18 protein-coding genes and 2 pseudogenes are annotated in these 21,536 nt (G+C 55.0%); 12 read left to right on the top strand and 8 right to left on the bottom strand.

The genetic code is table 11. The features are described 5' to 3' along the window. The 4 genes from GOX88_RS19110 to GOX88_RS19095 form a co-directional block, all read right to left on the bottom strand. Positions 1–2,219 (bottom strand): BapA/Bap/LapF family prefix-like domain-containing protein (locus tag GOX88_RS19110; RefSeq protein WP_302478205.1); only part of this gene is annotated, 2,219 nt, incomplete at its 3' end. Positions 2,220–2,428: 209 nt separating this feature from the next. Further along, positions 2,429–3,598: a tetratricopeptide repeat protein gene (locus GOX88_RS19105; RefSeq protein ID WP_170405540.1), complete on the bottom strand. Its 1,170-nt coding sequence runs from the start codon at positions 3,596–3,598 to the stop codon at positions 2,429–2,431. Positions 3,599–4,065: 467 nt separating this feature from the next. After that, positions 4,066–4,443, bottom strand: coding sequence for a hypothetical protein (locus GOX88_RS19100; RefSeq protein WP_174826184.1), 378 nt, complete (start codon positions 4,441–4,443; stop codon positions 4,066–4,068). Positions 4,444–4,547: 104 nt separating this feature from the next. Beyond that, complete coding sequence (locus GOX88_RS19095; protein WP_170405537.1) at positions 4,548–5,636, bottom strand: NAD(P)/FAD-dependent oxidoreductase; 1,089 nt, start codon at positions 5,634–5,636, stop codon at positions 4,548–4,550. A gap of 74 nt (positions 5,637–5,710) precedes the next feature. Between GOX88_RS19095 and GOX88_RS19090 the strand changes: the two genes are divergently transcribed. Then, entirely contained in the window at positions 5,711–6,046 is a 336-nt protein-coding gene (locus GOX88_RS19090) for a winged helix-turn-helix transcriptional regulator (protein ID WP_170405533.1), read from the top strand. A 131-nt stretch (positions 6,047–6,177) separates the two neighbouring features. Next, positions 6,178–6,504 carry a hypothetical protein gene (locus GOX88_RS19085; protein WP_170405530.1) on the top strand — a complete coding sequence of 109 codons (327 nt, stop codon included), beginning with the start codon at positions 6,178–6,180 and terminating at the stop codon, positions 6,502–6,504. Between the two features lie 252 nt (positions 6,505–6,756). Here the strand turns inward: GOX88_RS19085 and GOX88_RS19080 are convergent. The 3 genes and pseudogenes from GOX88_RS19080 to GOX88_RS19070 form a co-directional block, all read right to left on the bottom strand. Continuing rightward, positions 6,757–7,254, bottom strand: a pseudogene (locus GOX88_RS19080) (IS6 family transposase). A 94-nt stretch (positions 7,255–7,348) separates the two neighbouring features. Then, positions 7,349–8,059: an aspartate/glutamate racemase family protein gene (locus tag GOX88_RS19075; RefSeq protein WP_170405526.1), complete on the bottom strand. Its 711-nt coding sequence runs from the start codon at positions 8,057–8,059 to the stop codon at positions 7,349–7,351. Beyond that, positions 8,056–8,760 carry a GntR family transcriptional regulator gene (locus GOX88_RS19070; protein WP_170405523.1) on the bottom strand — a complete coding sequence of 235 codons (705 nt, stop codon included), beginning with the start codon at positions 8,758–8,760 and terminating at the stop codon, positions 8,056–8,058. Before GOX88_RS19070 ends, GOX88_RS19075 begins: the two co-directional genes overlap by 4 nt. Positions 8,761–8,872: 112 nt before the next feature. Between GOX88_RS19070 and GOX88_RS19065 the strand changes: the two genes are divergently transcribed. After that, positions 8,873–10,567, top strand: a complete 1,695-nt coding sequence (locus GOX88_RS19065) for a thiamine pyrophosphate-binding protein (protein ID WP_170405520.1) — start codon at positions 8,873–8,875, stop codon at positions 10,565–10,567. Here the strand turns inward: GOX88_RS19065 and GOX88_RS19060 are convergent. Then, positions 10,528–11,448 (bottom strand): LysR family transcriptional regulator, encoded by a 921-nt coding sequence (locus GOX88_RS19060; RefSeq protein WP_170405517.1) that lies wholly within the window; start codon positions 11,446–11,448, stop codon positions 10,528–10,530. The genes GOX88_RS19065 and GOX88_RS19060 overlap by 40 nt on opposite strands. A 96-nt stretch (positions 11,449–11,544) precedes the next feature. Between GOX88_RS19060 and GOX88_RS19055 the strand changes: the two genes are divergently transcribed. From GOX88_RS19055 to GOX88_RS19015, 9 genes and pseudogenes are all read left to right on the top strand, one after another. After that, positions 11,545–12,678, top strand: coding sequence for an enolase C-terminal domain-like protein (locus GOX88_RS19055; RefSeq protein ID WP_170405514.1), 1,134 nt, complete (start codon positions 11,545–11,547; stop codon positions 12,676–12,678). Then, positions 12,675–13,925: an NAD(P)/FAD-dependent oxidoreductase gene (locus GOX88_RS19050; protein ID WP_170405511.1), complete on the top strand. Its 1,251-nt coding sequence runs from the start codon at positions 12,675–12,677 to the stop codon at positions 13,923–13,925. The genes GOX88_RS19055 and GOX88_RS19050 overlap by 4 nt, the downstream gene beginning before the upstream one ends. A gap of 51 nt (positions 13,926–13,976) precedes the next feature. Next, positions 13,977–14,954 (top strand): TRAP transporter substrate-binding protein, encoded by a 978-nt coding sequence (locus GOX88_RS19045; protein ID WP_170405508.1) that lies wholly within the window; start codon positions 13,977–13,979, stop codon positions 14,952–14,954. 65 nt (positions 14,955–15,019) lie between these two features. After that, positions 15,020–15,553: a TRAP transporter small permease gene (locus tag GOX88_RS19040; protein ID WP_170405505.1), complete on the top strand. Its 534-nt coding sequence runs from the start codon at positions 15,020–15,022 to the stop codon at positions 15,551–15,553. Between the two features lie 4 nt (positions 15,554–15,557). Continuing rightward, positions 15,558–16,871 carry a TRAP transporter large permease gene (locus tag GOX88_RS19035; RefSeq protein ID WP_170405502.1) on the top strand — a complete coding sequence of 438 codons (1,314 nt, stop codon included), beginning with the start codon at positions 15,558–15,560 and terminating at the stop codon, positions 16,869–16,871. 9 nt (positions 16,872–16,880) lie between these two features. Next, positions 16,881–17,798 (top strand): hypothetical protein, encoded by a 918-nt coding sequence (locus GOX88_RS19030; RefSeq protein WP_170405499.1) that lies wholly within the window; start codon positions 16,881–16,883, stop codon positions 17,796–17,798. Positions 17,799–17,926: 128 nt separating this feature from the next. Continuing rightward, positions 17,927–18,323, top strand: a pseudogene (locus GOX88_RS19025) (IS6 family transposase); the annotation flags it as partial. A 567-nt stretch (positions 18,324–18,890) separates the two neighbouring features. Continuing rightward, positions 18,891–20,363, top strand: coding sequence for a Na+/H+ antiporter NhaC (gene nhaC, locus GOX88_RS19020; RefSeq protein WP_170405496.1), 1,473 nt, complete (start codon positions 18,891–18,893; stop codon positions 20,361–20,363). Positions 20,364–20,435: 72 nt separating this feature from the next. Continuing rightward, positions 20,436–21,452 (top strand): GlxA family transcriptional regulator, encoded by a 1,017-nt coding sequence (locus GOX88_RS19015; protein WP_170405493.1) that lies wholly within the window; start codon positions 20,436–20,438, stop codon positions 21,450–21,452. The last annotated feature ends 84 nt before the right edge of the window (positions 21,453–21,536 follow it).

Below are 21,536 nucleotides of genomic sequence, written 5' to 3'. Positions count from 1 at the left end.
CCGTCAGCAAACTCGATCAACTCCATATCTTCCCAACCATTGTCGAAATGGTCGGTGATGGTGATCGTGTCGCCATTGCTCAACGTGATGATCAGATCTTTACCGGAATTCTGCGAGAAAGTTACGTCGTCTGCATTCAAGTCGGTGAAAATAAGGCGGTCGTCCTCGCTCCGGGTGCTATAGTCTTTGATCGTGTCACTGCCGTCGCCGAGGCTGTAGATATAGGTATCGGCGCCAGTACCACCGATCAGCGTGTCGTTACCGACCCCGCCGTGGAACGTGTCAGCACCGGTGCTACCGCGCACTACATCGTCGCCGTCCCCATTCTGGTCACTGATCGTTTTTGCGGCGATCCCGGCCAAATCGAGCACGGTGCCGTCAGCAAACTCGATCAACTCCATATCTTCCCAACCATTGTCGAAGTGGTCGGTGATGGTGATCGTGTCGCCATTGCTCAACGTGATGATCAGATCTTTACCGGAATTCTGCGAGAAAGTTACGTCGTCGGCATTCACATCGGTGAAGACAAGCCGGTCGTTCTCACTTTTGGTGCTATAGTCTTTGATTGTATCACTGCCATCGCCGAGACTGTAAACATAGATATCAGCACCTCCGCCTCCGTTCAGCGTATCATTGCCTTCACCACCGTAGATTAAATCCTGACCGGCGCTTCCAGTGACAATGTCATCACCAGCGCCAGCTCTGATGTAACTTGCACTGTCCGCCGTGATTGTGTCGTTGCCCGTTGCGCCGTCCAGAAGTTGCTGGTCGTCTGCGAAAGTCAAGGCGGTGATGAAATCGGTGGTCGGATCTAAGCCAGCCTTAACAACAGCAACCTGAAGGAGGAGGTGGAATTCCTTTTCGTTGGAACTGAAATCTGTTTTCAACAACATTACGGCAGCTATCGCGTTAGCGGTTGTTATTTCGCCGTTTTCAATTGAATTCTGCAGACCCGCGAGAACTTCAGACAAGTCTCCACTGAGCGTTCGTTCTCCTGAGGTTACATTTACAAGGTTGGTGAATACCGAAAGGGGGTTTCCTTCAAAGCTTGGTTGAAACGCAGCGAGATTATCAGCTTCATACGCATCAAGGAATCCCTTTGATACGGCAGATTGAGCCATAAAGACCCCTGCAAGTTGCTTGACCGTTTCTTCAAAGTACATTTCAAGTTCAACGCCTGCATTGACACGAGGGTTTGACCCGCCGTACTGATCCACAAACGCGGTGCCATGCATCTTCTCAAGAAATGCTAATTTGCGGGCATCAATGTGTTCACCACGACTGTCAGCAGGGACATCTGCGACACCAGCCCATATCAAAACAAAACCTTCAAAATCTTCTAAAAAGCCGGTCACATCTCCGGTGGCTAATTGATTAACAAGGCTTACCGCTTCATCTCGCAGGACTTGGTCTTCTGAATAAGAAACCCAACTGGAGGCTATCTGACCGAAGCCCCATAGCAGCGGAAGGGCGAGCGCCGTAGGATGAAACTCAAACTCATCGGGAAGAAGCTTGTAAGCTAGCGTCGTGTCGTTCTGAAAATGGACATCTTCAATTATGCCGTTGGTTCCATCGGTGAATGTCACCGTGCTTCTATCGGTAACCAAGTGATCAAGGTTAGTTTCTTCCACCTCTATGGCATCCAAGGAAATCGAAGCGATGCCCGCATCGCTCAACGCTTGAAGCTCTCCAGAATCGGAAACGCCATCTTGATCAAAATCACGCCAAATCTGTAATTCCGCGAACCCTGTGTCATTGCCATCAATCACCCCGTCGTCGTTAGAATCCAACTCGGCCAACTGAAGAAAGCCGTTATCAAAACCGGTTGCATTTCCAAAGAGTTCGGAGTTGTCGTCAATCTCGCCATTGCCATTGATATCTAGCGCGAGAAGACCGTCGTCAGATTGAACCCATCCCGTACGTTCAGCAAACCCATCAACGTTAAGATCAAAGAACGCATTAGAGTCGCCCAACGAAGTTAGTTCAATTCCATCCCCATCCAGATCAATGACAAGGGGAGAAGTGGGAGGGCAATCGAAGGGGTTGATCTTGTTCCAGATAAACCCTGCTCCGGCCACTATAACAGCTGTTACCGCCGCGGCAAAGTCATCCAAATAGCCGAGAGCACGGCCCGCAAAACCTACTACTCCACCTACAGCAGCTGGTCCGACTATATCATCAACAATGCGTTCTCCGACTTCCCGTTGGGTCCCCGTCATAACATCTCCCATATGGTCAAAGGCATGCTCCCCCAATTCCTCCATCGGGATTGGGGCCTCGGGGCTTTGTTCGGGCGTCGTGTTTTGGTCGGAATCATTGTGACAAGACATAACTGCACCTATGGCTATTGGTTGTTGATCATTTTTCTGAGAAGGAGAGGGTGAAACTCGTTAGGTCGACTGAAAAGCGCTAGCTCAATTCATAACTTCTACAATAAGTTCTTCATATTCTCGAAAGACCAAATATGCGCCAAATTATTAATAAATAAATCTATTTTAAGATCCAAATGCTCATGAGAATGGGGGCTCCGAGAATGATCAACGTCGACTTCTGCAGAGTCTATGATATTGTCCAAAAGCGTGGCCGCCTGCCCACCGCCGAATTCGAGATATTCGTCAAATGAAGCCTTGGCCAACTCTTTCTGCCCCGCCAACGCGAAACCAATTGCTCTGAAGACGAGTTCATCGTTAGATTCGCTAGCCGCGTTTCGATTTAGTTTACCGAGGAGTTGCTTTGGCAGACCGGTATTACTCACCGCTTCGCTGAACATTTGTTGTCCAATCTTGGCGATCAGGTCCTGCCCTTTTCGAACGTCCCCAGACTCAAAATAAACCATAGCTGGAAAAAGAAACCTACCAATTTCGTCCGGCTGCAAATCCCCCACAGTTGAAAAAGCACTAATCGCTTTTTTCATGTCCTTTGTGTGGTGTAAGTGCAAAAGACCAAGCGTTCGGTGGGCGGAGTAGTCGTTTGGCCATAGTGCTAGATGCCGCTGCAATTGTTCATTCGCGATGTCGTATTTCTCTAGTTTAAACAATATAGCTATCACGTATTGACTTGCATTCTTTTCGTAAGGCTTTTTGTTTAGTAGTTCGCGATAGTCTCTTAGTGAGCTTTCTAGATTACCTCGTTTAAAGTTGAATCGTGCAATTCTAACGAGTGTATCTGGGTCTTCGGGCGCGAGCTTTCTCGCATGTGCGATATCTGACTGTACTTCATCGTCAAAGCCCATTGCATCGTTGATGTATGCACGGAACACCCATGGCAATGGATTTTCTGGCTCAAGCACCATTGCTACATCGACATCAGCCAAAGCACGCTCGAATTTACCACCACGCTTATTTGCCCAAGCCCGCTTCAGAGTCAACGAAACGGTTCTTTTAGTTGAAGCACTCTCGGCCAGCATTAGCTGCGTGCAAGCATCGACTACGAGACTTGGATCAGAACTGTCATCTCTACAGCGCGCGTTGAGAGCTTCGTTTGTATGCGACAGATTGTGATGTGAAAATTGAAGATAGAATACCCACCCAACTAATGAAGTAGCTGCCACAACTGCGGCGATGCGGGTGGAAGAATGTAAACTGAACCTTAGTTGCATCTTTCCGGACCAATCTACTTATAGGGGTGTTGCTGTACATTGAAGATAGTGTCCGCACTCTGTCAAATGCTATTTTTCGCTGCGGCTTAGATGATGGCCCTTTTTCAGCCGATGTCTTCGTGGATCGTACTCGCCGCAGAGACCATTTTCTTCGACTGGGGGGGAGTCTACGCGGTGATCATGTGTGCCCTATCCAAATAAGATTGGGCGGCATGCTTATTGGGACTCAAGCGGCAATCCACTGAGACCACGCAACCCGACGCCGAAAGACGTACTGGACGATTGCGTCGCCATGTTCCTCGCGCACTACAAAGCGGACTTTTGATTGGTCATCACGAACGGCAGGAAAGTCCGCGTTGTGTGAGTTCGAGCGGCTTCAGATTTTGCACGCGCGGCGAATGTCGACAATGCGGATTGCAACCGCAGCATCTTGACCCATGGGCCAACGGCAGGAACGGGCTAGGGTTTCACATCACCAGCGCTATCGCATTGTGCGCATGATGAAAGCTCAGCCTGAACTCCGCACCGTGGTAATGGGGGCCACTCCCCATCACGTCGATCCACATAGAGGCTTGGGTCGCAATATGATGGTTGAGCCCACCGACACGCTCAAAAATGGAGGTGAACCAGGGCTCATCAACAAAGACGCGTTCATAGAACCGGGTGACAATCCCCACGATTGCATCCTGGCCAAGAACCGAGAAGAGCTGCCAGAACTGGATCGGTTTCGACCTGTCACGTGGCGCGGTCAATGAGACGACCTCAGCCACGCGATGTGCCACGGACGGCAGCAATCCTTTCTCAATGGCCCCTTTGATATAGGCCTGCTGGATGCGCTCACTCATTTAGCCGTGGCGTGTGGGAAATTTGGGAAGGCCAACACGTGTCATAGGATGAGCTCCTGAAGACATCCTAAGTAGGTTATTAGGTTTCCGGCCAATCAGCTCGTCTAGCGTCTGAAGGCCTTGCGATATTTCGGAATGAAGAGGTCCTTGCCCTTCATCCGACGGGTGATCCAATCGCCGACCGTTGCAAAAAGCCAGCTATTTCCGATTTTGGGCCCTAGTGGAAGCAGAATCGGGGCCGTCTTCCATGGCAAATAGGGCTTCTGTTGCTCGACTGCTTGCCCGCGCAACTCCCGTTTCAAGGTCTTAATCAGCCACGGGTTTTGCCGGGAGATCGCAACGATTGTCATGCCGTCACCCACATCGGCAATATCCCCTGCCACAAAGACATTCGGATAGTCGGACGGGCGCAACCATTGGTCTGTTTTGACCCGGCCCGACGGTGCCACGGTCACGCCAGGCAGGCTTTGCGCCAAACCCGCATTTGGCCTTGATCCGATCACGGGAAAGACCAGATCCGCCTGGATCACGCGGCCATCGGTCAATGCGACAGGCCCGGCGTAGGGCTTGTCCACATGTTGCAGGTTCTCTGCCCGTTGACCCAGCACGACGCTCACGCCAGCACGTTCCAGTTTACGCTTTAGTTGCGCTCCCAGCTTGCAGGGATACATCGGGAAGAGCGTGTTGTCCGACGACACCAATGTAATGTCTTTGTCCGGCTGTGCTGCGGCAATCTCACCGGCCAACTCGGTGCCGACAGCGCCGGCGCCAACAATGACGACCGAATGGGCGGCCGAGAGTTGCGCGCTTACGACAGCACTCGCATTGCGAAAATCCGCAATGCTGTCACCCGCCGGTTTGAAGGGGGCGGCATAGGACGACCCTGTGGCCAGTACGATGTAGTCGGCAGGGTAGGCTTTGCCATCGTCAAGGGTGACCTCGAATTGACTGACGGCGGTGGCACGCCCGCGCACGACCTGGCCATGTTTGAGCAATCGGTCGTAAGGAAGAATGATCTGATCTAGAATACCCGGCTGCAGCAGGGCGCGAATGGCCGCTGGCGGCTGTACAAACGCTTCGCGCTGCTCAATCAACGTGACGTCGGCATGCTCATCAAGGGCCTTGGCCACCTCAAAGCCGACGTATCCCCCGCCGACAATCACGACTCTTTTCTGGTCCATCCCGTTCCTCATTGCGTTTTTTGGGTCTGAGCCCTAGTTAGAAAGGTAAGATCACAACGACAAGTACGGTCCTATAGGATACTGTAATGACGCACCTCGAAACGGACGAAAACTGCCTTATCGAACCGTTGATCGAGGCGATATCCGGCAAGTGGAAACTTCTGATTATCTACTGGCTGGCGCTAAAAACCTCTCGGTTCAACCAGCTTCAGCGCAACCTTGGAAGTATCACACACCGCACGCTGACGCGGCAGCTTAGCGAGTTGCAAGCGGCTGGGATAGTCGCCCGCAAGGACTTCAAGACCATTCCGCCGCATGTGGAATACAGCCTGACCCCTCTAGGACAAAGCTTGATCCCGTTGCTGCGTGCGATGCACGAATGGGCCGCAGAAAACGCAGACAAGTTGGCCCATCCGAAGTGAAGTTGGTTTGATGTGAACCGGAAATGTCTGCTTTCGGGAAGCTGCACTGGTACCGCAAGATGCGCCAGGCGCACCGCTTCGGCCTTTGATACGTCCCGATCACCACTCCAGCCGTTCACGCACTGCATCAGATGCGTGAAAGACAGGTCTGCCAACCCGAATGCGCTTTGCGGATTCAGTTCGACAGCTTTCAGCAACAGGTTCTGGGCTTCGGCGATGTCGGCCTTTGCGAATTGCGAGATATGCCAATGGGCGCGCGCGGTCAGTTCCCAGGTATCCATTCGTGGTACCACCTTGCGTCGTGCGCGCTGCATTTCTGCAGACAGGTATTCAGACGCGACTGCGCCCAAAATTTTTTGCGTGATCTCGTCCTGCAGATCGAAGATGTCTTCAATCACACCGTCAAACCGCTCGGTCCAGACGTAATGGTTTGCGACGGCGTCGATCAACTGCGCTGAGACGCGCACCCTGTTGCCGACCCTTCGAACGCTGCCCTCTAGAACGTATTGCACGCCTAAATCCCGGGCGATTTGCTCCGTTCCGATGGCGCGATTTGGGTAGGAAAAACTCGAGTCCCGAGAGATTACGAAGAACCAGTGAAACTTGGACGGTGCAGAAATGATATCTTCGGCCATACCTTCGGCAAAAAAGGTCTGATCTGCATTGCCAATTTGTTTGCGCGGACCTGAATGCGGCCTGATCTGCGTCCGTCAGGCGGTCATTTCGAGGGCATAGTCGTCCCAGAATTCAAAAGCATCGGTCCTGGCGCAACGGTATGAGACGGCGGAGCGTTGATAACGGAGGGGGCAAAAAACGGTTTTGACCTGATCGTGAGCGCTCAGGAACCTTTGCGCCTGCCTTGGCATTCCACCGTGGTTGGACGAGCATATCAAGAGCATCTCCGTTCGCATCCACCGCCCGCAAAGGCCAGCATATCCGACCGTTGATCGGGACGACCACTTCGTCCAGATGCCATTTGTCAGCCCCTTTGGCCGGTCTCGCCTGATGCAATTGGCGAAATGTCGGCCAAAGGGGTTCACCCATCGGTGGATCGCTTCCCGGCTGACGATCACACCCCGTTCGGCGAGCAGATCTTCAACATCAGCGGTGTTGAGTGCAAAGCGATGGTAGACCCAAATGGCATAGGCGATGATCTCACGCGGAAAACGAAGACCCTTCAGGCGCGGCATTTTGGGCGGCCTTTTCATGCGGGAGGCGTAACCAGTTCAAAACCCGCAAACAAGTTGGCAATGCCTGACCGAGACGTGAGAGATGGTGCGTCTCTGGACGATTGGGCAACTGTTAATACGCTGGTGGTGTCAGCCCCGCTTGGAACCAATTGACAAGCGTTACCATCGAATAGACCGGCAGGCCTGTCGCCTGCTGAATATCCACCGCATAGGGGCACATATTGGTGCATTCCAGAACAATTGCACCCAGCTCGGGGTGGTTAGACTGCAATGCAAGAGCGGCCTCGACGTTATCGGCGCGCGCCTTGCCCACATCAAGCGACATCTCATTTTCAAGAATGACCCGGGTAAACTCGCGGCCACCTTCAGTGGTGCCAATCGGTGTATCTTGCGGTACCAGCGCAGCCTGCAAGTGATCCTGGGTAAGTGTGGATGCCGAGATAGTCAGAACCCCGGCACGCTTACCCGCTGGAAGTGTGCGGTTCACCATATCGACTTGCATGAGCGAAGATGTGACGACCGGAACCGGTACGGCATCGGACAGTTCCTTTTGGAACAGGGAAAGAAACCCGCAATTGGTGGTAATTCCGTCCACCCCATCCTTGACCAGATCCTCGGCCGCTTCGACGAACGCGTCCAGCATGCCCTCGGCCTTACGGCGAACGATCCGGTCAGGTGAGGCATTACGGACAATGCGATACAGCACTGGGAACGGCCACGTCAGCGCATTGCCCATATCGCCGGGGATACGGGGAAATCTTGCGTCCAGCATGAGGATGCCGACTGATGCACCGTAAATGGATTTTCCGCCCTGTGCGATCATGCCTGTGCCTCTTCGATGATACGGTTCGAAATGACTTCGGACCCTTCCATGTAAATGCTTGAGATCCCCTGACGCACGGCGTCCTGCACCTGATCCATCCGCTTGGCGATATGCGCACCCAATACACGCGCGGCCTCGTCTGCGTCGCGGTCCAGAAGGGCCAGCATGACCTGTTTGTGTTCGTCTTTCGAACGATGAACCCGATCCATGCTCATCGAGATCCAGCGGATATAGCGGATGCGTTCGTTGATCCGGGTGAGGGTCTGCAGCAGTTCTGCGTTGCCGGACAGTTTTGCAATACCCAGATGGAAGGCCTCGTCTCGATTGACGGCTTCCTCGACTGTCAGACCAGTGATGTCGATCCCGGTCGCATAGAGCTCATCCCTAAGGGACCACAAGTCGTCATCCGAGGCCTTGGTACAGGCGGTGCGAACTGCGGCGACCTCAATGATCTGGCGCAGTTCGAACAGGTCGAACACACTCTGAGCGTCAAGTGGGCGGCAAAAGAAGCCTTGGCCGGGGCGGAAGTCAAACAATCGCTCGGCCACCAGCCGGTTCAGTGCCTCACGAAGGGGCGTGCGACTGACACCCAGCTCCTTGGAAAGAGCAACTTCGTTCAGACGATCACCGGGGCGCAGGCGGAAAGAAACCGCCATCGCCTTGACCTGATCATAAATGTCATCGACGCGGGGACCCGCCATGTTTTCAGCCTCATTAATCGCGAGTCACAGGTGCCACATTCGGTTCTTGAAATCAATATACAAAACTGTATACAGCAGTGTGTGCAGAGTCTGTTGAAAGGAATCGCAAGCCATGACAGGGACGAATTATCTGACTGGGGCCGAGGCAATGGTGCGCATGCTCGAGGCGCATGGCGTGAAGCATATGTTTGGCTTGTGCGGCGATACCACGCTGCCCTTCTATGACGCGATGGCGCGGATGGATCATGGCATTCAGCACATTCTGACCCGGGATGAACGGCACGCGGCCTATATGGCGGATGGTTATGCGCGCGTAACCGGCAAACCGGGCGTTTGCGAAGGGCCTTCGGGTGGCGGCGCGACCTATATCCTGCCGGGGGTGGTCGAAGCCAACGAAAGCTCGGTGCCGATTTTGGCGATCACCTCGGATGTGGCGACGACCAGCCGAGGAAAATACCCTTTGACCGAGTTGGACCAGCCTGGGTTGTTCCGGCCTCTTGCCAAGTGGAACGCTTCGCTGGACGACGCGACACGACTGCCGGCCATGGTGCGGGCTGCGTTCCGGGCGATGACAACCGGTACACCCGGTGCGACGCACCTGGCGCTGCCGTTTGATACGCAAAAAGCCCAGGTGGACGAGGCCGAGATCTGGGCCGATGCGCGGCACCGCAGTTATCCGGCAGAACGGGCCGGACCTGATCTGGATGCGATTGAAGCTGCGGCAGAGATACTGGCAAAAGCAAAATCTGCCGTGGCCGTCTGTGGCGGTGGGCCGGTCTTGTCCGGGGCCGAAGGCGCATTGCATCGCGTTGCGGGTTTGCTGGATATGCCTGTGGCCACAACGGTTTCGGGGCAGGGTTCCATCGCCGAGACCGACCCGCTGGCTTTGGGGGTCGTCGGGTCGAACGGAGGTGTTCCCGCGACCCGCGCCGTGATCGATCAGGCCGACGTGGTCCTGTTCATCGGATGCCGCGCGGGGTCGGTAACTACAGAACGATGGCGAAGCCCGGGTCGTAATACCACCATCATCCACATCGACAGTGACCCGATGGTGATCGGTGCGAACTATCAGACCGAAGTGGCCATCTGCGCCGATGCTCGTCTGGCCCTTGAGGCTCTGGCCGAAGCACTAGAAGCGCGGCAGGGCCTGCCAAGCCTCGGCGGAGCAGTTAAGGCCCGCGCAGCGTGGGAGGCCAAGATGGCCGCGTTCGCTCCGCTTGCCGCAAGCCGTGAGACCCCGATCCGGCCTGAGGCCGTCATGGCCTCACTGATGGATATCCTCGACGACGATGCGATTGTTGTCGCTGACCCTGGCACGCCTTGCCCCTATTTCAGTGCGCATTATCGCTGGCGCAAACCCGGGCGGCACTTCATCACTAATCGGGCACACGGGGCGTTGGGGTATTCACTGGGTGCGGCGATGGGGGCGCATGTCGGCCGCCCGTCCGTCAAAACGCTGTCTGTCATGGGCGATGGTTCGTTCGGGTTTACCTGCGGCGAGTTCGAAACCATGGTGCGGCACAAGATGCCAATCACCTCAATCGTGTTCTCGAATTCGGTTTTTGGTTGGATCAAGGCCGGGCAGGCTTCCGGTTTCGGCCAGCGGTTCTATAACGTCGATTTTAACCGCACTGACCACGCAGCGGTTGCGTCCGCCTTTGGGGTCAAATCATGGACAGTCAAAGACCCCGAGGACCTGCCCAAAGTACTTAAACAAGCCGTCGAACATGACGGTCCTACGCTGGTGGATATCCACTCGCAACAACTTCACGAGGCAGCAGCGCCAGTTTCGGAATGGGTTGCGTAAGAGGCGATGGAGGGAGTTAGCTGAGCCAAAAACTCCTGCGCGATGGTCGAAAGAGGGCGGCCCTTGGCCGTGATGATAGCAAGGTCCAGCATTACTGCGGGCCGGAAGGGGCGGGTTTGATATCCGCTCTCTCCGTCAAAGTTGACCGTAAACGGATCTATCATCGCGACGCCCATGCCCTGCTTTACGAAACTCAGCAGATTCTCGGATAGATGCGTGTGAATCTGAGTTCGCCAAGTGCACCCGGCGTTATGAAATATGTCACGGGTTCTGCGATGGGTCTGGTGCTCGGGGCCCATGACGATGAAGGGCTCGTTTTCCAGAACTTCCGGCGTCAGTACGTCGTGTTTTGCAAGTGGGCTGTCTTCGGGAAAGGTCGCCAGCGTTTCGAATTGAAATACCTGATAGTTCAGCGTGTCGTGCAGGATCGGCATTTCGACAATACCGATCTCAAAAAGGCCCGAGATCACCCATTCCTGAATCTTCGACGAGTATTGCGACTGAAAGCTGACCGACAGGTTCGGGCGGCTCTTGGCAAATCGCGCGATTTCTCGGGGCATGAATCCGAACGAGAGCAAATGAGGGGCAGCGACCTGTAACTGACCCGGGTGCTTGTTCTGCAGGTCCGTCACAGCCTGCGCTACATGGTCCAACCCGCGCACAACTGTGTCGACTTCATGATAGAGCAACTCGGCCTCAGGCGTTGGCAGTAAGCGGCCCCTGCTTCGTTCAAACAGCGGCAACCGCGCCTCACGTTCAAGCTGTGCCAGAAGGTTGCTGATCCCCGGTTGCGAGATGCCTAGAACCGAGGCCGCACCGGTCACGGTTCCGGTCTCCATTATGGCGTGGAATGCTTGTAGTTGGCGAAACCTCAGGGGCATCTGACAGTATCACTTTTTCTGATGAACGCTCAAATATATAGTATTTGAAATGATATGCTGGTCAAGGCAGGCTTCTTTTCGTCAACAGGGGATGAAATGAGCGATCTGAACCAGAAAATCATTGGGTTTGATCTGTGGCACCTGAAACTGCCAGTCACGTCGCGCCGGGACCACGGAATCGGCTCTGTAGAGGGCACCTGCGAGGTTGTTGTCCTGCGGTTAACGGCGGAGGACGGATCAGAAGGGTTCGGAGAGGCATCGCCGTGGTCGGTGTTCACCGGCACGCCCGAAGCCAGCTATGCAGCGCTGGATCGATATCTGCGACCGCTTGTTGTGGGGGCAACAATTGGTGATCGCGCAGCCATCATGGCACGCGCGGCGAACGCCGTAGCGCATTGCACCGAAGCCAAAGCGGCGTTGGAAACCGCTCTTCTGGATCTCGGCGGCCGAGTTTCTGGTGTTCCGGTCTGGTCTCTGCTGGGTGGTCGCTGCCGCGACTCTATTCCCCTCAGCTGTTCCATTGCGAACCCTGAGTTTGCACAGGATATCGATCTTCTGTCTCGGCTGAAGGAGGATGGAGTTCGGATTGTAAAGCTAAAAACCGGGTTCAAGGATCATGCATTCGACATCATGCGACTGGAGCACATTGCACTGAACTATCCGGAATTCTCGGTACGGGTAGACTATAACCAAGGGCTCGATATCGAAGACGCTCCGGCACAGGTGCGAGATGCGGCCCAGTTTAATCCGGACTTTATCGAACAGCCAGTGCGCGCCCATCATTACAGTATGATGGCAAGGTTGCGGCAGATGGTCGACGTGCCTCTGTTGGCTGATGAAAGCGTCTTTGGCCCCGAAGATATGGAGCGTGCCGCACGCGAAGGGATTTGCGACGGCGTATCAGTGAAGATCATGAAATCCGGCGGATTAACGCGCGGCCAAACGGTCGCCCGTATAGCAGCGGCGCATGGTCTGATGGCCTATGGCGGTGACATGTTCGAGGCCGGTCTGGCGCATTTGGCGGGTACCCACATGATCGCGGCAACCCCTGAAATCACGCTTGGATGCGAGTTCTATCAGGCCTCGTATTTCCTGCAGGAGGATATTCTGGAGGAGCCGTTTCAGATCAAAAACGGCCAAGTCGTCGTCCCTACAGGGCCCGGGTTGGGCGGCAGGCCAGATGTGGCAAAGCTGAATCGTTATGCCACAGCCAAGGCCGTGGCGGCATGAGCGAAAAAAAGACCATAGCCATTATCGGCGCTGGTATCGTAGGCGTCTCTGCAGCGGTCTGGCTGCAGCGTGACGGTCACGATGTGATCCTGATCGACAAGGCCGGGCCGGGTGAAGGAGCCTCGCACGGTAATGGCGGGGTTCTGGCCTCCTGTTCCATCATACCCGTGACAGTTCCCGGCCTGCTGGGCAAAGCACCAAAGATGTTGTTCAGCCCGTCTCAGCCCCTGTTCCTGAAATGGGGATACCTGCCCAAGCTGATTCCGTGGCTAAAAAACTACTTAAGCCATGCAAACGCCAATGATGTCGCGCGGATAGCTGCGGCCCTTGCGCCCATTGTTGGCGACAGCTTGAACGATCACAAGGCTCTGGCTTCTGGCACAGCTGCGGAACAGTGGATCGTACCGTCAGATTACCTGTTCCTTTACAATGATCGCACTCAATTCGAAGAAGATGCTTTCGGCTGGAACATTCGGCGCAAGCACGGGTTTGAGTGGGATGAATTGGAAGGCAAAGCTTTCCATGACTACGACCCGATCTTCAGCCCGGACATCGGTTTCGCCGCCAAACTGTCTGAGCATGGACATATCACGGATCCCGGGCGCTATGTGAAGGACTTGGCCACACATGTCGAGGCGAATGGGGGCCGGGTGATCCGCGCCAATGTCGAAGACGTCGTGCGTGAAAAGGGCCGCGTCACGGGTGTACGTGCGAATGGGGAAACCATCCCCTGCGACACGGCTATCGTAACGGCGGGAGTTTGGTCTGGGCCTTTGGCAAAACGGTTGGGCATTTCTGTTCCGCTTGAAAGCGAACGTGGCTATCATCTTGAATTGGTGGATCCTTCTGCAATGCCGCGCAGCCCGGTTATGGTCGCGTCGGGCAAGTTTGTTGCCACACCTATGGACGGGCGGATACGCTTGGCGGGAATTGTAGAGTTTGGAGGGCTGGAAGCTCCGCCCTCGCGTGCACCGTTCGAGTTGATGCGCAAGAATGCGCGGGCGGCTTTTCCGGGTGTGACATGGAAGGAGGAAGTGGAATGGATGGGGCACAGGCCGGCGCCTGTGGACTCGATTCCGATCATCGGCAATGTTCCAGGGATTGATGGCGCGTTCTTGGGGTTTGGTCACCATCACATCGGCTTGACGGGTGGGCCAAAAACCGGGCGCCTTTTGGCACAGATGATCGCGGGCAGAACTCCGAACGCCGATATGAGCGTCTACGCACCCACACGTTTTGCAACATAAGAATAGGCTGATGACCAAAATGACAGCTAAATATTCAATAGGGAGAATGTGATGAAAAAACTAACAAACCTTCTGACAGCGACGGCCCTTACAGCCGCCTCAGCCGCACCCGCGCTGGCCGAGAAATGGGACATGCCGATGGCCTACGCCGCGTCAAACTTCCACTCGGCCACGGGCGCGGAATTCGCCAAATGCGTGACCACCGGCACCGGTGGTGAGATCGAAATCGTCACGCACCCTTCGGGCTCGTTGTTCAAAGGCGCCGACATCAAACGCGCGATTCAGACCGGGCAGGCCCCGATCGGTGAGCGCCTGCTGTCCGGCCACCAGAATGAAAACGCGCTATTCGGATTTGACTCGATCCCGTTCCTGGCCACGTCCTTCGATGACAGCGAAAAGTTGTGGCAAGCCGCCAAACCTTCGCTTGAAAAGCTGCTGGCCGAACAAAACCTGACCCTGCTCTATGCTGTGCCGTGGCCGCCGCAGGGGCTGTACTTCAAGAATGAGGTGAACTCGGTCGCCGATATGGAAGGCATCAAGTTCCGCTCGTATAACAACGCTACCTCGCGTCTGGCTGAGCTGACGGGGATGCTACCGGTGACCATCGAAGCGGCTGAAATCAGTCAGGCATTTGCCACGGGGGTTGCAGACTCGATGGTGTCCTCGGGCTCGACCGGCTATGATCGCAAAGTTTGGGAAAGCCTGAACTATTTCTATGAGGTCGATGCCTGGTTGCCGCGTAACTACGTGATGGTGAACTCCGACGTTTGGTCCGGCGTATCTGACGCCAACAAGAACATCATCAAAGCATGCGCGGAACTGGCTGAATACGCTGGTAACTGGCGGGCCAAGGAATACACCGGTTTTACGCTCCAAGGCTTGCGCGATGGTGGAATGACCGTTGGTCCTGCGTCCGATCAGATGGTTCAGGAGTTGAAAGACATCGGCGTCACCATGACCAATGAATGGCTGGAAGCCGCCGGCGACGAAGGCAAGGCCATCGTCGACGCCTTCAATTCGTCGCAGTAACTGCGCGTGGGCGGCGGGTTTTTCGCCGCCCTTAACCCATCAAATCATAACATTGCGGGGACGGAATGGCGGTATTGCGAGGGCTTCGGTCCGTACTGGATTTCATCTATTTGGCAGCAGGAGTTCTGGCAGCACTCAGCCTGATTGCCATTCTGTTGCTGATCGTGGTGCAGATGTTGGCGCGCTGGACTGGAGAAGTCTTTCCCGGCGCACCAGACTATGCGGGCTATGCTATGGCTGCGGCCTCGTTCCTGGCCTTTGCCAATGCTCTGAACCGTGGCAGCCACATCCGCGTCTCGATCCTGCTGAACGCGGTTCCGGACGGGGTGCGACGTATTATTGAAATCTGGTGTTTCGCCATTGGTTCCGCAGTTATGTGGTATTTCTGCTGGTACGCCTACCGCTTCGTATACTGGAGCTGGAAATTCAACGATATCAGCCAGGGGCAGGATAAGACCGCCCTTTGGATCCCTCAATCCACCATGCTGATCGGGGCAGTGATCCTAGCCATCGCTCTGACTGATCACCTGATCCACGTCCTGTTCAAGGGTGATCACCGGATCGTCCGCGATCTCGCCGATCAAAGCCACGGGGAGTGAGCGCATGGAAAACGTGTCTGTAATCATCCTCTTCCTCTTTGTTCTATTCACACTTTTGGGCACCGGTGTCTGGGTCGGGCTTGCACTGATGGGCGTCGCCTGGGTCGGGATGGAGCTGTTTACGACCCGCCCCGTCGGCGATGTGATGATCACAACAATCTGGTCAGCGTCCTCGTCCTGGACCCTGACCGCTTTGCCCATGTTCATCTGGATGGGCGAGATTCTGTACCGAACGCGATTATCCGAAGATATGTTCAAGGGTCTTTCCCCTTGGATGGCGCCACTGCCCGGGGGGCTGGTGCATACAAATATCGTGGGCTGCACAGTATTCGCGGCCGTTTCGGGCTCGTCGGCTGCCACACTGACCACGGTCGGCAAGATGTCGATCCCCGAGCTGCGCAAGCGCAACTACCCCGAGCGTATGATCATTGGTACTCTTACTGGGGCGGCCACGCTTGGCCTGATGATCCCGCCGTCTCTGACGTTGATCGTCTATGGTGTTACGATCAATGAATCGATCACAAAGCTGTTTTTTGCAGGTATCCTGCCAGGCCTCGTGCTGGCCGCGATGTTCATGGGGTATGTCGCGATCTATTCCAGGTTTGGCAAAGACTGGAGCCCGAACCAGGAAAGTAAGCTGACCTTCTCCGAAAAGCTCAAGAACTCTCGTTTTCTTTTGCCTGTTATCCTGCTGATCGTGGTTGTGATCGGTTCGATGTATCTTGGCTATGCCACCGCGACCGAGGCCGCCGCCTTTGGCGTGATCGGAGGGTTGCTGTTGGCCGCAGGACAGGGGTCGTTGACATGGAAGACCTTCACTGAAAGTCTGATGGGCGCCACCCGGACCAGTGCGATGATTGCGTTGATCCTTGCGGGTGCGGCGTTCCTGTCGCTTTCGATGGGCTTCACCGGCCTTCCACGCGGGTTGGCCGACCTGATCGCCGGGTGGGAGCTGACCCGATTCGAGCTGCTGATGGTCCTGCTGGTGTTCTATATCATTCTGGGGTGTTTCCTTGACGGCATTTCCTCGGTTGTGCTGACCATGGCGGTGGTTGAACCGATGATCCGCGATGCCGGGATCGATCTGATCTGGTTCGGAATCTTCATCGTCGTCGTTGTCGAGATGGCGCAAATCACGCCGCCGATTGGGTTCAACCTGTTCGTGATGCAGGGGATGACCAACCATGAGATGGGCTATATCGCCCGCGCCGCGATTCCGATGTTCCTGATCATGGTGCTGATGGTTTTCATCCTGATCTGGTTCCCTGACCTCGCAACGTGGCTGCCCGAAAACCTGCGTGGGACTCCGGGCGGGTGAGGTGGCGCAGTGAATCTGTTGCTCTGGGCGGCGCGTAACGGCCCTTACGTTCTGGTCTCTGGACTGGTCGTGGGGTTGTTGCTGCCCGGACTGGCCGAGCCGATGCGGCCTTTGCTTCCGCCTCTTGTGGTTCTTCTGTTGTTTGTGACCATTCTACGGATGGAGCCAGCGGCCATTCTTGGGTCGTTGGCGGATCTGCGTCAGGTCACGACAACGGTCGTCGGGTTTCAGGTTCTTACGCCACTTGCAGTTCTTGCTATAGGGATTGTCGGGGGATGGACGGGGACGGCGGTCATACTGTCGCTGCTGATCATGACCGCTGCGCCATCGATCTCAGGCAGTCCAAACCTGTGTATGATGTTGGGATCTCCCGCTGAGCACGCGATGCGCCTGGTCGTGGTCGGGACAGCTGCGTTGCCCCTGACCGCTCTGCCAGTTTTCTGGCTTATGCCTGAGCTTGGTGATCTATCGGCGGTCCTGAAGGCTGCATTTAAATTGTTTCTGACGATTTCTATCGTCACGCTTGTTGCCGTCGGGCTTCGCCAGACTGTTCTACGCAATCCATCGCAAAAAACGCTGTTGAAACTTGAAGGGTTGGCTGCGATCACGTTGGCAGTTTTCGTCATAGGCCTGATGCCGTCTGTGAGCACAACGGCGTTGAACGATCCGTGGCTTGCCGGGTTCTGGATCGCCTTCGCCTGTTTCTTGAATTTTGCCGCTCAGATCGCCACCTTTCGATTGACACGCAATCGCTTGCCTCCGGCCCAAGCGACCGCAGTGTCTCTGATCGCCGGAAATCGCAACATCGCGCTGTTCTTCGTGGCTCTGCCGCCCGAGGTCACAGCGCCGATCATGGTGTTTATCGGGGCCTATCAGATTCCAATGTACCTGACGCCTCTGATCATGCGCCGGATGTATTGCGCATGATCATATGGCGCGTATCGTTCAGCCCGCCCTTCGCCACTCACTGAAAAAACTGATTGAACATGACCAGCAGGTCCCCAGAAGGGTCTTGCCAAGTTGTTCATTTGTCTTGAGCGGGTTATCTGCGGTTCATGAACATTCCGATCAATATGCCGCGCCTGAAGGGGTTCCGCTTTCCTCGTGAGATCATTGCTTAGGCGGTCTGGGCGTACCACCGCTTCGCACTGAGCACGGCAGATATTGAAGACTTGCTGACAAACTGCGCCGCTACATTAATCCGGTCAAATTGCTGGCTCCCGAAGCTGACCATCGTGCCCACTAAGGCCCAAACAACTCAATCGAAGTGACGCATAGGGCCACCCGGAAGCGAGAGAAGATGTTTGGGCGGTTCAAATACATCGACAAGCTCAGAGGTTTCTGTCTGCACATGATCAGATCAACCTGAGCTTCCGTCCTCGCCGATATCAACTTACCGCAAACTCATCCCGACACACACGTTCTGACGCGCTCGGTCTCTGGAACGGGTACACCGCAAAATGGCGGCCAGAGTGTTGCGTGACAACACTTAGCACGAAACCTCAAACAACTTGGCAATACCTTACCGGGAAATCGGTGTGTGTGTGATCGAAGGCAGGCATCTTAGCATCAGAAACTGGTCCAAGGTTCCCAAGTTGCTTTTGGGGGGCGAACTTCTAAAAGCGGCCATTTCAAGTGACAACAGCAACGACGGCTTCGTTGCGCTGTCCGTAAATTCAGTTGACCTTTGACTTCGCGCGTGCAGCGAACGGCAGCAATGCGAAAAGCTGCGCTGCGGCGTCGAGTAGTAAGGCCAACGGCAGGTCTGGGCCGTTTTGCCATCTGTCGTCGTACAGCCTATTGGTCTTCGCGGTTTAGGGATGCGCAGTAAACCGGGGCAATTTGTTGCGCTCGATCGCATTGGTCGGCCTTCAATTAATTTGAAGAAGCCGAAACCCGACGCAACAGTGTCGCAAATTCTAACAGGATGTGCGCTCTGACCGACAGTCCCACCCCGCCAAATTTGGTTTTTTCCGCAGATCATCACGGTTCCGGATCATTCCAAAGGAGGAGACCCATATGTCTGCTAATGAAGACAACATACGTCAGCCCGGCTTGGTGCTGGCGCTTGTGCCGATAGTACTGACCTTGTGTGTGCTTGGGCTGCAGCTGTTTTATTTCGGCGACTTTACCCCGCACATCCCGCTGGCATTCGGGATCGCGATCACTGGCATCGTTGGCCTCATGTTGGGGCACAAATGGCCCAGCATCGAAGAAGGTGTGTTCCACGTCATCAATATCTCCCTGCCGTCGGTTTCGATACTGATCACGGTTGGCATGATCATCGGAGTGTGGATCGCCAGCGGCACCGTTCCAACGCTGATCTATTATGGTCTCAAGATCTTGTCGCCGGAGCTATTCCTTGCTGCAGGAATGCTGCTTTGCTCTATTGTATCTGTTTCATTGGGTACCTCCTGGGGAACGACTGGCACGGTTGGCTTGGCTCTGATGGGGATCGGAGCCGGGTTCGGTATTCCAATGTATTGGACAGCTGGGGCGGTGGTCTCTGGCGCATTCTTCGGCGACAAGATCTCGCCATTGTCGGACACGACAAACCTGGCCCCTGCCGTGACTGGAACCAATCTGTTCGATCACATTCGGAATATGCTTCCAACGACAGTGCCTTCGATGCTGATTGCACTGGTGATCTACTTTGTCGTCGGCTTTACGCTGATCGACACGTCGCAGGTTTCGTTTGACCGTATTCACGCAATCACGACCGCGTTGGACGACGCGTTCTGGATTTCGCCGATCATGCTGTTTCCGGCCGTTCTGGTCATCGTGCTGGCGGTAATGAAGCAACCTCCGATCCCGTCACTGTTTGCCGGGGCCGTTGCAGGCGGCATCATGGCCATCTTCTGTCAGGGGGCGGGGCTGCATGAGACGTTCACCTTCGCCAACAGCGGCTACTCAATCGATACCGGGGTTCCGGAGATCGACCCCTTGCTGAACCGCGGCGGCATTCAGTCTATGATGTGGACGATTTCGCTGGTGCTGCTGGCCTTGGGTTTTGGTGGGGCGCTTGAGCGCGTGGGCTGCCTCCAGGCCATCATCAAAGTTGTCATTTCGAAGGTGAAGACGTTTGCCGGTATTCAAACCTCGGCCATCCTGACCTCTGTCGCCACCAATACCGTTGCAGGTGACCCCTACCTGTCAATTGCGCTGCCGGGCCGGATGTATGCGCCCGTTTATCGTGCGATGGGTTATTCCCCGCTGAACCTGTCCCGGGCAGTCGAGGAGGGCGGAACACTGGTGTCGCCTCTGATCCCCTGGAATGCGGGTGGTGCGTTCGTAATCACTGCACTTGGCTTGGGTATCGCAGACGGGAACTTCGAAAATCTGCTGTATATTCCGCTCGCATTTGCTTGCTGGCTGTCACCTGTCATCGGTATCATCTATGCCATGACAAGGCTCTTCTCACCAAAAGCAAGCGAAGAAGAGATCCGCTCCTGGGAGGAAAGCGGTGAGCCTGTTGCGCAGATGAGCGCCTGACCGTTCTGCACCAACACCATAAAGGGTGTTGGTGCCCTTCATCCGCCTTGGTCGAAACTGGGAGGAGAGAATATGAACCCTAGAAACTTTGTCCCTAAAGGCGCGGCCAGCTATCGCATTGTCTACAACGGGGCAGCTAAGGAAATCTATTTCCTGTTGCTTCCAAAACTGACCATGCTGGCCTTTAGCGCAGCGGTGGAACCACTGAGGATCGCCAATCAGGTCACGAACAAAGAACTTTATAAGTGGTTCCTGATTTCTGAAGATGGAAACCCGGTCACTTGTTCGAATGGGATTGAAATTACGCCTGATTTCGCTTTGCAAAATTTACCGCGATCCTCGCGGCTGTTTGTTTGTTCAGGTATTGAACCAGCCGAAAGTACAAACCCGAAAGTACTGTCGTGGATTAGCCGCCAGAGAACCTTTGGCTGTAATCTGGGTGGAATTTGCACTGGAGCATTTGCTCTTGCGAAGGCCGGGGTCCTGTCAGGAAAAAGGTTCACATTGCATTGGGAAAACCACCCGGCATTCGTCGAACATTTTGATGATCTGGAGCCATCGGCAAACCTGTATGAAATCGACAACGAGCTTATGACATGTGGTGGTGGCAATGCCGCAACTGATATGATGTTGGACATGATCGAATCCGACTTCGGAAACGATCTGGCGGTCATCGTATCGGACATGTGTATCCACTTTCGGTCCAACAATAGCAAAACGCTTCAGAAATCAGCCTTCTCGGTGGCCTTGGGTAGCCGCAACCAATATCTGATCAATGCCATGCAGATCATGCATGAAAACCTGGAAGAGCCGTTGGATATCTCTGAAATAGCAGAAGCCGTACAGATATCTCGTCGTCAGCTGGAGCGTCTCTTTCAAAAGTATGTCGAGATTTCACCTGTACAGTTCTACATCGAACTGCGCGTAGCGAGGGCTTATGCACTGCTCAGCGAAACCGAGATGACGGTTGCCGAAATTGCGGCAGCCACAGGCTTTAGCAGCGCTACCCAACTTACGGTGAGATTCAAAAAACGCTACGGCGGGGCGCCAACTTCATTCAGACGGGGGTGGTCTGAAAGCCGCGAATAACTTGCGCCTGTCCAGTGTCAGAAGTCTAAATTTGTTTATTAGTATGAGTTCGACGCAGCTAACAAGGACCGGCCTGGCAGCGCT

The sequence above is a fragment of the Ruegeria arenilitoris genome (assembly GCF_013030985.1).
In the GTDB taxonomy this organism is placed as follows: Bacteria; Pseudomonadota; Alphaproteobacteria; order Rhodobacterales; family Rhodobacteraceae; genus Ruegeria; species Ruegeria arenilitoris_B.
This window is presented reverse-complemented; position numbering and strand designations above follow the sequence as displayed.

Coding starts and splice junctions, on each gene's coding strand:
- GOX88_RS19105 (WP_170405540.1), bottom strand. CDS start 3,598: ATGCAACTAAGGTTCAGTTTACATTCTTCCACCCGCATCGCCGCAGTT.
- GOX88_RS19100 (WP_174826184.1), bottom strand. CDS start 4,443: ATGAGTGAGCGCATCCAGCAGGCCTATATCAAAGGGGCCATTGAGAAA.
- GOX88_RS19095 (WP_170405537.1), bottom strand. CDS start 5,636: ATGAGGAACGGGATGGACCAGAAAAGAGTCGTGATTGTCGGCGGGGGA.
- GOX88_RS19090 (WP_170405533.1), top strand. CDS start 5,711: ATGACGCACCTCGAAACGGACGAAAACTGCCTTATCGAACCGTTGATC.
- GOX88_RS19085 (WP_170405530.1), top strand. CDS start 6,178: ATGCGTGAAAGACAGGTCTGCCAACCCGAATGCGCTTTGCGGATTCAG.
- GOX88_RS19075 (WP_170405526.1), bottom strand. CDS start 8,059: ATGATCGCACAGGGCGGAAAATCCATTTACGGTGCATCAGTCGGCATC.
- GOX88_RS19070 (WP_170405523.1), bottom strand. CDS start 8,760: ATGGCGGGTCCCCGCGTCGATGACATTTATGATCAGGTCAAGGCGATG.
- GOX88_RS19065 (WP_170405520.1), top strand. CDS start 8,873: ATGACAGGGACGAATTATCTGACTGGGGCCGAGGCAATGGTGCGCATG.
- GOX88_RS19060 (WP_170405517.1), bottom strand. CDS start 11,448: ATGCCCCTGAGGTTTCGCCAACTACAAGCATTCCACGCCATAATGGAG.
- GOX88_RS19055 (WP_170405514.1), top strand. CDS start 11,545: ATGAGCGATCTGAACCAGAAAATCATTGGGTTTGATCTGTGGCACCTG.
- GOX88_RS19050 (WP_170405511.1), top strand. CDS start 12,675: ATGAGCGAAAAAAAGACCATAGCCATTATCGGCGCTGGTATCGTAGGC.
- GOX88_RS19045 (WP_170405508.1), top strand. CDS start 13,977: ATGAAAAAACTAACAAACCTTCTGACAGCGACGGCCCTTACAGCCGCC.
- GOX88_RS19040 (WP_170405505.1), top strand. CDS start 15,020: ATGGCGGTATTGCGAGGGCTTCGGTCCGTACTGGATTTCATCTATTTG.
- GOX88_RS19035 (WP_170405502.1), top strand. CDS start 15,558: ATGGAAAACGTGTCTGTAATCATCCTCTTCCTCTTTGTTCTATTCACA.
- nhaC (WP_170405496.1), top strand. CDS start 18,891: ATGTCTGCTAATGAAGACAACATACGTCAGCCCGGCTTGGTGCTGGCG.
- GOX88_RS19015 (WP_170405493.1), top strand. CDS start 20,436: ATGAACCCTAGAAACTTTGTCCCTAAAGGCGCGGCCAGCTATCGCATT.